Annotated in this window: 1 protein-coding gene; it reads right to left on the bottom strand. The window is 67.7% G+C overall.

What is annotated here, in order from left to right; genetic code table 11:
- Positions 1-43: 43 nt before the first annotated feature.
- Positions 44-14,209, bottom strand: coding sequence for a non-ribosomal peptide synthetase (locus tag M1L58_RS03455; protein ID WP_308221786.1), 14,166 nt, complete (start codon positions 14,207-14,209; stop codon positions 44-46).
- Positions 14,210-14,240 lie beyond the last annotated feature (31 nt).

Raw genomic sequence — 14,240 nt, 5'->3', positions numbered from 1 at the left:
GTGCGGGCGTCTCGGTGCTTCCAGCTGTGTTCGGCGCCGTCCCTCATCGGAGGTTACCCGTCACGAACTCGAGCAAGGTCTCCTCCGCGGGGCCGTCCGACGCGCCTCGAGACCAGCCGAGGACCTCGTCCTGCTCCGCAGGGGTCATCAGCGGAGCCTCCGCCACGAGAACATTCGGCAGCGATGTCAGATGGTCGAGAACCGCGACGAACCGCTCGGCCAACCGTTGTGCGGTCTGGGTGTCGAAGAGGTCGGTGGCGTAGACGAGCCGGACCTCCCCGTCGCCGCTCCGGTTGATCCCGACGGTCACCGTCAGGTCGTACTGCGCAGGCACCACCGGCGACTCGACTGGGGTCACCGTGAGCTCGCCTGCCTCGGCGGGCCCGTCCGAGGGGCCGGCTGCCGTCTGGTCGACGACCGTCACCATCACCTGTGCCAGGGGAGCGAACGCCTGCGTGCGGACCGGCTGAACACGCTCGACGATGGATTCGAAAGGCACGTCGGCATGCGCGAATGCCTCGAGGTCGACCGAACGCACCTCGTCGAGAAGGTCGGCGAACCGGCCGCGCGGCGCGACGGGTGTCCGCAACACCAGCGTGTTGACGAACATGCCCACCAACGGTTCGAGGGCCTGCTGTCCACGGCCCGCGATCGGGGTGGCGACCGCGATGTCATCGGTTGCCGACAACCGCGACAGCAGCACCGCGAGTGCCGCATGGACAACCATGAACGGGGTCACCCCGCGCTGACGGGCGAGTTCGTCGACCCGCGCGCTCACCTCGGCGGGCAGCGGCACCGTCGCCATCGCACCCCGGTGCGAGGCGACCATCGGTCGCGGGCGGTCGGCCGGCAGCTGCAGGACGTCCGGCGCCCCGGCAAGTTGCCGCTCCCAGTAGTCGAGCTGCCGACCGACCACCGACGTGGGGTCGTCCGGCGAACCGAGAGCATTCCGCTGCCACAACGCGTAGTCGGCGAACTGTACGTCCAGAGGCGCGAACCGCGGGGTGTCGCCGGCCGCACGTGCGAGATACGCGCTGACGATATCGCCGATCAGCGGCCGCATCGACTCGCCATCGCCGACCAGATGATGCAGCACGGCCAGCAGGATGTGCTCGTCGTCGCGCACCTTCAGCAAGCGCACCCGGAACGGCGGTGCTGCAGCGACGTCGAATCCGGAACCAGCGGCGGCCACCAGATCCTCTTCGCCGGAGGCGATCGCCCAATCCGGCTCGGCTGCAGGCGAATCCGCGGCGTGGACCAGCTGGAATGGCTCTCCGTCGACGTCCGGGAAGGTCGTCCGCAGGACTTCGTGACGGGCCACCACGTCGTGCACCGCCGCCTCGAGTGCGGACACGTCCAGGCGACCGGACAGGCGGACGCCGACCGAGATGTTGTAGGTCGGGGCCTCCGGCTCCAACTGGTTGATGAACCAGATCCGCTGCTGCGCGAACGACAACGGAACACGATCCGGACGCGGATCGACCGCGGTGACCGGCGGCAGCGCGGCGGTCTCGAAGCCGCCGATGGTTTCGGCGAGGGCGCGAACGGAACCGGCCTCGAAGACGTCGCGAACCGAGACGGCCACGCCGAGCTGTTCGGACAGCCGCGCCGCGAGCCGCGCCGCGGACAGCGAGTCGCCGCCGAGTTCGAAGAAGCTCGACGTCGCCGAGACTCGACCGGCGTCAATACTCAGGACCGCGGCGACCACGTCGGCAATTGCGGTCTCCGTGCCGGCGGCCGGCGCGACGTACTCGCCCGCTTCGAGGACCGGCTCCGGGAGGGCTCGCTTGTCGAGTTTGCCGACCGGCGTCAAGGGCAACTCATCGATCACGCTGAACGACGACGGCACCATGTACGCCGGCAACCGCCTACCTGCGAAGGCCTTCAGCTCGGACACCTCGACGGTTCCGTCGGCCGGGACGATGTATGCGGCCAGCGCTGTCGCCACCGATCCGCCGACGCCGAGGACCACCGCGGATTCGACGGCGTCGTGCTCGGTGAGCACGGCCTCGATCTCCCCAAGCTCGATGCGCAAACCGCGGAGCTTCACCTGGTCGTCGGAACGGCCGGTGTACTCGAGCGTGAGGCCGCCGGTAGCGGCGTCCGGTGTCCACCGGACCACGTCGCCGGTGCGGTACATCCGTTGCCCGGCTTGGCCGTAAGGGTTGGCGGTGAACCGTTCGGCGGTGAGTCCGGACCGATCGAGGTAGCCGCGGGAGAGCGCTCCCCCGGCCACGTAGAGCTCGCCCGGCATGCCAACGGGCACCGGCCGCAGCCGGTTGTCGAGGACCATCAGGTCCACCCCGCCGATCGGGCCACCGAGTCGGACCGGCTCGCCGGGCTGCATCGCCGCCGAGATCGTGATGCCGATGGTCGTCTCGGTCGGGCCGTACAGGTTGTGCAGCTCCGTCGCCCCGGCCCATCGGTCGACGATCGGCTGCGGCACTGCTTCGCCGCCGGCGGCGATGACGCGAAGACTCGGCACCGCGGCCGGGTCCATGGTCGAGAGCACCGACGGCGTCAGGAACGTGTGCGTCGCACCGTGTTCGGCGATGAACCGTTCCAGTGCTGCTCCGCCGACAGCTTCCGACGGCCGGTATGCGAGGGTGCCCGCGTTGACGGTGGCCAGGAGGTACTCGAGCACCGACGCGTCGAAGCTCGGTGAGGCGAACCCGAGAACCACCGGGTTGTCGCCGGCATTCAGGCGTTCGGATTCCTGGCGGGCGAAGTTCGCCAGCCCCGAGTGGGTGACCGCCACGCCCTTCGGACGGCCGGTCGAACCGGACGTGTAGATGACGTAGGCGAGGTTCGCCGGTGTCACCTCTCCGAGCCGTTCGGCTTCGGTGATCGGTCCGGCGGGCGCGGCGGCGATCTCGGCAGCCACCGTGTCGTCGTCCAGTCGTACCCAGTCGAACTCCCGGGCCGGCAGGTCGCCGGACGCGACGACCGACAACCCGAGCACTGCGCCCGAATCCTCGATCATCGACGCGACGCGCTCGGCCGGATAGTCGGGGTCGATGGGCACGTAGGCGCCACCGGTCTTCGCCACCGCCCAGATCGCGGTCAGCAGTTGAGCCGACCTGCCGATCGCGAGGGCGACGGCCCGCTCGGGTCCCACCTCGCGACCGATCAGCCAGCGGGCCAATCGATCCGAGGCCTCGTCGAGTTCCCGATAGGTCAGTCGCTCACCGGCACCGTCGACGACGGCCACGTTGTCCGGAGCGCGGCGCACCGCGGCCCGGAACAGTTCGGGCAGCGTCACCGGGTCCGTCGCGGGCCCACCGGTCACGGGGGTGAGTTCGACGCCCGCTTCAGCAGGAAGGAGCGGAATCTCGGCACATGTCGCGTCCGGGTGGTCGGCGATGGCCCCGAGCAGCCCGGTCACGACGTCGGCGAAGACCGCGACCTGTTCCGGAGCGAAGGCCGTCGGAAGGTACTTCAGCTTCAGTGCGAGTTCGGCACCGCGACGGGACGCGGAGAGGTTGAGCGGATAGTGCGTGGCATCCGACGTCTTGGCACCGACCAACTTCAGGCCACCCGCGGACGATGCGTCGATGCCGGCGACCGAATCGACGTTCACCGGGAACGACTCGTAGACCGCGAGCGTGTCGAACAGCGTCGGCAGCCCGGTCTGTGCGACCAGCATCGGCAGGCCGATCTGCTGGTGGTCGAGGACCTTCACCTTGTCGTTCTGAACGGTGGTCAGGACGTCGAGGACAGTGGCGTCGGGGTCGACGTCGACGACCGCAGGGATCGTGTTGATGAACATGCCGACCATTGATTCGATGCCCTCGATGTCCGGTGAACGGCCGGACACTGTCTCCGCGAAGGTCACCGTCCTGGTGCCGGTGAGTCGAGAGAGGAAAACCGCCCAGGCGAGCTGGACCACCGTGGCCATCGTGGTCGAGTTGTCCCGCGCGAGTGCTTCGAGGCGCTCGGTGACTTCCACGTCGAGGGCGAACTCGTGGTCACGCGGCGGCGCATCGGCGGAGGGTTCGTGGCCCGGCGCGACCAGGGTCGGCTCGGTCACCGATGCGAGAACCTCGCGCCACGCGGTGATCCCGGCGGTGACGTCGGCGGTGGCCACCGCTCGCGCGTGCTCGGCGAAATCGCGCCCGGTCGCTCCCGGCAACCCACCGGTGAAGGTCTCTCCCGTCGCATAGAGCGACAACAGATCGGCGAGCACGAGAGGGCTCGACCACCCGTCGATCAGCAGATGGTGGTTGGTGACCACGAGCTCGGCGCCCTCTCGATGCTCGACAAGCACCGCGCGGATCAATGGGGGCTCGGCCATGTCGAACGGCTTGGCCTGCTCGGCCGCCAGCACGGCCTCGACGCGACCGTCGAGGGAGTCAGGATCTTCCGCCCGTAGGTCGATCACGCTCCACGGAACGCTCACCTCTGCCGGCACCACCGTGACCGCAGCACCGCTCGGCACCCGGACGAATCCCGACCGGAGAACCCGCTGTCGTGCGAGGAGCTGAGCGAGGGCGGTCTGCAACCGCCCCGAGTCCACCTCGCCGGCCAGCGACAGCACGGTCTGTGTGACATAAACGTCGAGGGCCTCGCCGTCGTCGGCGACGGTGTGGGCGAGGTCGGCCTGGAAGAAGAGCCCTTGCTGCAGCGGGGTCATCGGCCAGACGTCGGCCCCTGGGTACTGCTCGGCGATCCGGTCCAGGTCGTCCTGGGTGACGTCGACACCGGGTACGTCGGCACGACTCAGGCCGATGTCCGCACCACCGTCGACCAGCTCGACGACCGCACGCAACTCGTCGTGCCAGCGTCGGGCGATATCGGAGGCCGCCGTCTCGTCGAGTACATCGGTGGCGTAGGTGACCTTCGCTTCGAGCCGCTTCGCTTCCCGACCGGCCGTACTGATGTTGATCCCGAAGATGCTCGGCGATCGCATCGCACCGGTGATGGTGCTCGGCATGTTCGGCCGATCGGACACGGGCAGGAAATCATCGGGAGCGGTGTCCGTGGCAGGCGCCGTGCCGCCGCCGAAGTAGTTGTACATGATTGTCGGAAGCGGGCGGTCGGCGATGTCGCCGTCCGAGTTGTACCGGAGGATGCCGAATCCCACACCTCCTGCGGGACGTGCCAATCGCGCATCCTTGGCCGATTTCACCGCGTGGACGACATCGCTCGAGGCGTCGACCGCGAGCGGCGTGATGCTCGTGAACCACCCGACGGTGCGGGACAGATCGATGGCGCCTTCGTCGCCGGCGATGCTCTCGTCCCGGCCGTGCCCCTCCGTCGAGACCGTGACGGGTCCGTCGTCGGTGATGCCGCTGGCGCGTTGCCAGCCGCGGACGGCCCGCGCCAGGGCGCCCAGGAGCACGTCGTCGACACTGCTTCCGAACGCCTGCGGAACCGAGGTCAGGATCGACCCGGCCACGTCGTCGACCACATACATCAGCGAGGACTCGTCGCGCCACCTGTGTAGGGCGCGATCTGCGTTGTCACCGAACGATGTCGGCGTCGCCGGTAGCTGCCGGCGCCAGTAGTCGATCTCGCCCGCGCGCGCGTCGACCTGGTTCGCGAGCAGGTGCGCGATCCGTCGCGCAGACGTTCCTTCGGGACGGAGTTCGATCGGTCGCCCGGACGTGAGCTGCGCCCATGCCGTGACGAGGTCCTCGACGAGGACAGGCCACGAGACTGCATCGACACCGAGGTGATGGATCGCGATGACCAGACGACGGCGGCCCTCGCCGTTCACCACGACGGTTCCGAATAGCGTTCCGGTTTCGGGATCGAGTGCGCCGAGCAATTGCCGGTGAGCGTCGACGAGTGCCGAGTCCAGCGGACCCGCGGTGTCGATTTCGCGGACGGCCGGGACTTTGCCCCCGCCGGCGGTCATGGTCCAGTCGTCCCCGGCTCGTCTGAGCACTGCGGTGAGCATCGGATGGGCGGCCGCCACGGCCTCAACGACCGTCTGCAGGTCGGAGACTGCAGCGGCACTCGGCACATTGAACACGAGCGACTGCGAGAAGTCGGCGAAGTCGGACGGCTGCTCGGAATGCTCGATCATCCAGGAAGTGACCGGCGGGAGCGGCATGTCGCCGAATCCGCCGCCCGGCAGTTCCTCGATGAGCTCGACCGGTCCGCCCGAGGCCGCCGCGGCAGCTGCCATGGCGCGAATCGTCTTCAGCTCGAAGATCTCTCGGGGCGACAGATGGATACCTGCCGCCTTCGCGGCCGACGACAGCTGGATCGACATGATCGAGTCGCCGCCGAGAGTGAAGAACGACTCGGTGACGCTGATCCGCTCGTCACCGAGCAGGCCGCCGACGATCCGGGCGAGGTTCTCTTCTGCGGGGTTCGCCGGTGCGACGTACTCGGCCGGTTCGGGGGCGTGCGGTTCGGGCAGTGCGGTGCGATCGAGCTTGCCCGCCGGGGTCAGCGGGATCTCGTCGATGACGAGCGCCTGGCTGGGCACCATGTGCGCCGCCAGGTGCTGGGCCGCCTCGTCGAGGACCGCGCTGCTGTCGATCGCCGCGCCCGGCTTCGCGACCAGATAGGCCACGACCTCGGTGTGCTTTCGTCCACCCCGGGTCGACTCGACTCCGACCACGACCGACTGGGCGACACCCGGCTGGGCGTCGAGTACGGCTTCGATCTCGCCGAGTTCCACGCGCTGGCCGTTGATCTTGACCTGATGGTCGGCGCGGCCGGCGAATTCGAGGTTGCCGCCCTTCGCCACCCGCACCAGGTCGCCGGTCGCATACATCCGCGCACCCGGCTCGCCGAACGGGTCGGCGACGAAACTGGTCGCCGTCTGACCGGGACGGCCGAGGTAGCCGCGTGCCAGGCCGGCGGTCGACAGATACAGTTCGCCCACGACGCCCTGGGGCACCTCGTGCAACCGTCCGTCGAGGACGCGAACGGTGAAGCCGTCCACCGGCTTTCCGATCGTCACCGGCTTGCCGGCCGTCAGACGCGACCGCGTCGCCCACACCGTCGCCTCGGTGGGCCCGTAGCAGTTGAAGATGCGGCGGCCGCGCTCCGACCACCGCTCGACCAGCTCCGGCGGACATGCCTCACCACCGGTCGCCAGGTTCCGCACGTACGGTGCGCGCTCCGGATCGACCGTCGCCAACACCGACGGCGTGATGATCATGTCGGTGACCTCGTCGCGCTCCAGCACCGTCGCCAGCGCGTCGCCGGCGAAGTCGGCCTGGGGTGCGATCACCAGGGTGTGCCCGGCGGGGATGGCCCAGGCCATCTCGAACATCGATGCGTCGAAGCTCGGCGATGCGACATGCAGGATCCGGGTGTCGGGCTCGTCTTCCGGTGTGCCCGTGGTGATCTTGGCGAGCGAGTTGACGAAGTCGACGATGCCGGTGTGCGAGACACCGACGGCCTTCGGACGGCCGGTCGAACCCGAGGTGTAGATCAGGTAGGCCAGGTTGGTCAGCCGCACCGATCCGTTGCGCTCGGCATCCTCGATGTCGTCGCCGGATTCGGCTTCGGCTTCGAGGTCTGCGAGATCGACCCATTCGCAGGGGGATTCGCCGAGACGTGCACGGGTGCCCGCATCGGTGATGCCGAGGGTCGCACCGGAGTCGTCGAGCATGTAGGCGATGCGGTCGGCCGGGTATGCCGGGTCGACGGGCACATAGGCGGCACCGCTCTTGATGACGCCCCACGTCGCGAGGACCGAGCCGATGGACCGCTCCATGCCGACGGCGACGACGTCTTCGGGCGAGACCCCGCGGGCGAGCAGCGCCCGCGCGATCGCGTTGGTGCGCGTCTCGAACTCGTCGTAGTCCATCGCGGTGCCGTCGCAGATGAGCGCCGGGTGGTCGGGATCGAGGTCGCGCTGGGCGAGGACGTCGATGAGCGTCCCCTCCTCGACCTCGCCGCCCCGGCCGACCATCGCGCCGGGTGTGCGAACCGGAGCGGCGCACGCGCGTGCCGGCTCCTCTCGTTCGGCACCCACGATGTCGATGTCGCCGACCGCGATGTCCTGGTTCTCGACGACAGCCGTCAAGACCCGCCGGTACACCGCGGCGAACCGCTCCACGGTGGACTCGTCGAAGAGATCGGTGGCGTAGATGAAGTCCGCAGCCATCGGTGCGCCGGCGCCTCGTGCACGGATCGCCACGGTCAGGTCGAACTTGGCGTCGGCGGTAGCCTGGCCGACCGGCTTGGCTTCGATACCGGCGGCCGCGAGTCCGGCGGTTTCCTCTTCCGCGGCTTCGGTGTAGGTGAACGCGATCTGCGCCAGCGGCTGATATGACGACGAACGTTCGGGTGCCAGCGTCTCGATCAGATCGTCGAACTGGACCTGGTCGTTGGCGAAGGCGTCGAGCACCGTCGTGCGCACACTGCCGAGCAGCTCGCCGACGCTGTCGCCGGGATCTACCTGCGTACGCAACAGCAGGGTGTTGACGAACATCCCGATGAGGTCTTCGAGTGCGGCATCGTTCCGGCCCGCGATCGGGGTCCCGATCACGACGTCGGTGGTCGAGGCGAGTCGGGCCACGGTGGCCGCGAAGGCCGCCTCGGTCACCATGAACGCGGTCATGGAGTTGCTGCGGGCGAGCGTGTCGACGGCGTCGGCGAGGTCGTCGTCGAACTCGACGGTGACCGTCGCGCCCGCCGTGCTGAGCACGGCCGGCCGTGGCCGATCCATCGGCAGGTCGGTCACCGTGGGAAGTCCGGCGAGAGAGCTGCGCCAGTGTGCCAACTGCCCGCCGAGGACGCTCGACTCGTCCGCGGCGTCGCCGAGGACGGCCTGCTGCCACAGGGCGTAGTCGGCGTACTGGACGTCGAGGCCGGGTAGACCGGTCTCGCTGCCCTCCGCCCGTGCCGCGTAGGCGGCCATCAGGTCTCGGGCGAGCACCGGGATGGACTGGCCGTCCATGGCGATGTGATGCGCCGTGATCGCGATGTGCAGACCGGCCTCGTCGCGATGGAAACGTCCGCGGATCGGCAGCTGCGAGCTGACGTCGAAACCTTCTGTGGTCGAACGGATCAGAGCGTCGATCGAATCGGCCTCGTGCCAGTCGAGCCGCTCCCGGGCCGCAGCGACGGGCAGGACTTCCTGCACCGGAGCGGCACCGACGGACGGATACACGGTGCGCAGTACTTCATGACGTGCAACGACGTCGCACACCGAGTCGAACAACAACGTGTCGTCGACGCCCCCGGACAGCGTCAGCGCCATCGGGATGTTGTAAGTGCCCGAACCCGTGTCGAACTGGTTGAGGAACCACATCCGTCGCTGAGCACGCGACAGGGGCAGCCGGTCCGGCCGAGACTCGACACGACTCACCGGCGGCAGAGCAGGACGACGATCGGCCACCGCGGCAACCAGATCCCGCACCGACGGCGCATCGAACACATCCCGGATACCGACCTGCACACCCAACGCATCCGACACCCGCGCCACCAAACGCATCGCCGACAACGAGTTACCACCCAAATCGAAGAACGACTCGGTCACCGAAACCCGCTCGGCATCAAGCAAAGTCGCAAACACCGCCGCAACCCGCTCCTCGGCATCCGAAGCCGGAGCCACATACTCGACAGCCTCGAACACCGGCGCAGGCAACGCCTTACGATCCACCTTGCCCGACGACGTCAGCGGCATCACATCCAACCGCACCCACACCGACGGGCGCATATACCCCGGCAACACCGACGCCACCGACTCGGCAACCACATCCACATCCACATCAGCCGGCGCCACATACGCCACCAACTGCTGCCCACCACCAGACTCAGCCACCACCGCTGCCGCATGCACCACACCCGGCGCCGCCGCCACCGCAGCCTCGACCTCACCCAACTCCAGCCGCTGCCCACGCAACTTCACCTGGAAATCGGTACGCCCCAGATACTCCAACTCACCCGAAGCATTCCACCGCACCAGATCCCCGGTCCGATACAACCGCTCCCCCGGCCCACCGAACGGATCAGCAACAAAACGCTCAGCAGTCAGATCCGGCCGCGCCGCATACCCCCGCGCCACCTGCACACCACCGAGATACAACTCGCCCGGCACACCCACCGGAACCCGCGCCAACCGCGAATCCAACACCCGCGTCACCGTCTTGGGCACCGGCGAACCAATCGGCACCACCGCATCACCAGCCCGCACCGAATACGCCGTCACATCAACCGCAGCCTCGGTCGGCCCGTACAGATTGTGCAAACCCACACCCGGCAGCCGCGACAACAACCCGCCCGCCACCGCCGGCGCCAACGCCTCACCCGAAGCAAACACATACCGAAGCGACGTCAACCCGCCGAGCCGATCACCCAACACGTCGACAAACGCCGACAACATCGACGGCACGAAATGCACCACCGACACCGAACGATCGACGATCACCTCACGCAGATACTCCGGATCACCATGACGACCCGGCTCCGCGATCACCAACGGAACCCCGGCAACCAACGGCCAGAACAACTCCCACACCGACACGTCGAACGTCACCGGCGTCTTCTGCAACACCCGATCCGACCCCGACACCGGATACCACGCATCCATCCACGCCAGCCGATTCAGCACCGACCGATGCGACACCGTCACACCCTTCGGCCGCCCCGTCGACCCCGACGTGAACAACGTGTACAACGCATCATCGACACTCAACGGCGCACGACGATCTGCATCCGACACCGGCCCCACACCGGCATCGAACGAACCCGACGCATCCACCTCACGCACCGACAGACCATCGACCTGCGCCACCGCAGCCGGCACCGGCAACCCGCCGGCCACCAGCACCAGCGAAGCACCCGACGTCGCCAACATGTACTCCACACGATCAGCAGGCGCATCCAGATCCACCGGCACATACTGCCCACCAGCAGCAACAACCGCATGAACCGCGACCAACAACTCCACCGACCGCGGAATCACCACAGCCACAGCAACATCCGGCCCCACACCAACCGCGATCAACTCACGCGCCAACCCCCACACCCGAGCACCGAACTCACCAAACGACACAGTCCGATCCCCAAACACCAACGCATCACGACCCGGGTACGCCGCCACCGCACGCGACAACCCGTCCGCCAACGAGCCAAGTCCGCCGAACGTGGCCGAATCGATCGTCGGCGAACCAGACTCCAGGGACGCGACAGCCGACGCCTCATCGTCCGACATCAGCGCGACGTCTCCCACCGGCGATGTCGGCGCCGCCGTCAGTTCATCAAGAACCGACACCATTCGAGTCGCGAAGGCATCCACCGTCGACGGATCGAACAGATCTGCGGCCGCGACCACCGAACCCGTCCACGAGCCGGTCTGGGAGATCTCGATGTTCACAGTGAGATCACGTTGCGCGGGTACTTCCTCGGTGACCACGGGGGCGAATTCGAGTTCCCCGAGTTCGATCGAACGCGGCACCCCAGCGGAGCGGGGCGTGGCGACGAGCATCACCTGCGCGAGCGGTGCGAATGCCTCACTGCGCACGGGGGCGACTGCATCGACTACCGACTCGAACGGCACATCCGCGTGGGCGAACGCATCCACATCGACGACGTGGACGTGGTCGAGCAACTGGGTGAACGAGCCACCGGGGTCGACCGTTGTCCGCAGCACAAGGGTGTTGACGAACATGCCGACCAGCGGGTCGAGCACCTCGCGTCCGCGCCCCGCGATGGGCGTACTGATGGCTATGTCGTCGGTACCACTGAGCCGGGACAGGGTCACGGCGAGAGCCGAGTGCAGCACCATGAACGGGGTGACCCCGTGGGCATCAGCAACCTGCCGGACGCGCGAGGTGACCTGGGGCGGGACCTGGAAAGGCCGTCGGACTCCGTGACCGGATGCCACCGGCGGTCGGGGTCGATCCGTCGGCAATTCCAGCACGTCCGGCAGACCCGCGAGCCGCTCGGTCCAGTACGCCAGCTGCCGACCGACCACCGACTCGGCATCGTCTGGCGAACCCAGCACCGCACGCTGCCACAACGCGAAGTCGGCGTATTGCACCTCGAGAGGCGCGAACACCGGCGACTCTCCGCCTGACCGCGCAAGGTACGCAGCGACGAGATCCGACACCAGAGGTGCGAGGGACTCTCCGTCTGAGGCGATGTGGTGCATCACCACCGCGACCACATGCTCCCCTGGTGCGGACTTCCAGACACGTACGCGCACAGGCCATTCGCGCTCCAGCGCGAATCCACTTGCGACGACAGCCTCGATGTCGCCGGCCGAGTCCACCTCCCGCCAATCCAGCCGTTCGGCGATCTCGGAAACCTCGTGCACCGACTGAAACGGCTCCCCTTCGACATCCGGGAACGTCGTCCGCAACGATTCGTGACGCGTCAACACATCACCCACTGCGGAACGCAGAGCCAGCAGGTCCAGCTCACCACGGACCCGCAACACCGCCGGGATGTTGTACATCCCGCTCGAAGGTTCGAGCTTGTTGATGAACCACATCCGCTGCTGCGCAAACGACAACGGAATACGATCCGGACGCGGATCCACCGCGGTGATCGGCGGCAGCGCGGCACCGCGGCTACTGGTGGCGCCCAACAACTCCCGCACGCTCGGGGCGTCGAACACGTCCCGGACCGTCACCTCGACGCCCAGTTCATCCGAGACGCGTGCCGCGATACGGGCAGCCGAGAGGGAGCTTCCGCCGAGATCGAAGAAAGATTCGGTGACACTCACCTGCTCGAGCCCGAGCAGGTCGGCGAAAAGTGCGGCGACGGCCGCTTCCTCAGATGTTTCCGGAGCCACGAACTCGACGGCACCGAATTCCGGCGCCGGCAACGAACTGCGGTCCACCTTGCCAGATGTGTTCACAGGCATGGATTCCAAGCGCACCCAGGTGGTCGGCCGCATGTACTCCGGTAGGCGTGCGGTCACACTGGCCGCCACGGCGTCCACGTCGACGTCGGCCGGGGCCAGATAGCCGACCAGTTGCTGCCCGCCGGGTGCGTCCACCACTGTCGCGGCCGCGTGCAAGACACCGGGAGCCGCGGCGAGCGCCGCTTCGACCTCCCCGAGTTCGAGGCGCTGTCCGCGTAGCTTGACCTGGAAGTCGTTGCGTCCGAGGTATTCCAGCTGGCCCTCGGTGTTCCAGCGCGCCCGGTCCCCGGTCCGGTAGAGGCGGGCTCCCGGCTCCCCGAACGGATCGGCAACGAAGCGCTCCGCTGTCAGGTCGGCTCGGCCGGCATATCCGCGGGCGAGCTGTTTTCCACCCAGATACAACTCGCCCGGCACGCCTGCCGGAGCGATGTCCAGCGAGTCGTCGAGAACGTAGGCTTCGACCCACCTCGTGGGGGTTCCGATCGGCACCGTCCGGCTGTCCGGCGTCACTCGGTGGACGGTGGCGACGATGGATGCCTCGGCCGGACCGTACTGATTCTGGACCCGCGTCTGCGGTAGGTACGCAATCAGGTCTCGCGCGACCGGTGGCGTGAGGGCTTCGCCTCCGGTCATGACCAGCCGCAGAGAGCACAACTCCCCGACTCGAGCCCCGAGGACCTCTGTGAACGCGGCGAGCATGGCCGGCACGAAGTGCACGATCGTGACGCCGTGACGACGGATCAGATCCGCCAGGTGGGCGGGATCGCCGTGCCTGCCGTGTTCAGCGATCACCATGGTCGCCCCGACCGTCACCGGCAGGAACACCTCGCGAACCGCTACGTCGAAATTGATCGGCGCCTTGTACAGAAAGACGTCCTCGTCACACAGGTCGTACTGTTCGGCATCCGCCTCGAGTCGATTGGCGACGCCCTCGTGCGTGATGACCACTGCTTTGGGGCGGCCTGTCGAGCCGGACGTGAACAAGGTGAAAGCAGCGTTGTCTGGCCTCACCGGCACGGCACGATCGGCGTCGGTGATCGGTGATTCGTCGCCGGCGGGACCCGTCCCGTCGAAGACGTGGACATCGGCGAGGTCGCCGAACCGTTCCATCGCCTCGGCTTGGCCGCTGCCCGTCACGACGACCAACCGGACCCCTGCCGTGGCCACCATGTACCGGGAACGGTCAACAGGGAGTTGCGCATCCAGCGGAACGAAGTGGCCACCGGCAGTGATCACTGCATGGATCGCGATGACCTGCTCGATCGAGCGCTCCATCTGGATCCCGACGGCGACCTCCGAACGGACACCGAGCGCGATGAGCTCACGTGCCAACGTCGCCACTCGCGATTCGAACTCGCGGCGACTGACCTCGCGATTGCCGTGGACGATTGCCGGACGGCTTGACCTGTTGCCCGGATCAGTCACCTTCGACACCTTTCGCGATTCCTCACTGTCA

The organism is Gordonia sp. C13, assembly GCF_023218005.1.
Classification (GTDB): domain Bacteria; phylum Actinomycetota; class Actinomycetes; order Mycobacteriales; family Mycobacteriaceae; genus Gordonia; species Gordonia namibiensis.
The sequence above is the reverse complement of the archived record's forward strand: the minus strand, read 5'-3'. Positions and strand labels throughout refer to the sequence as shown.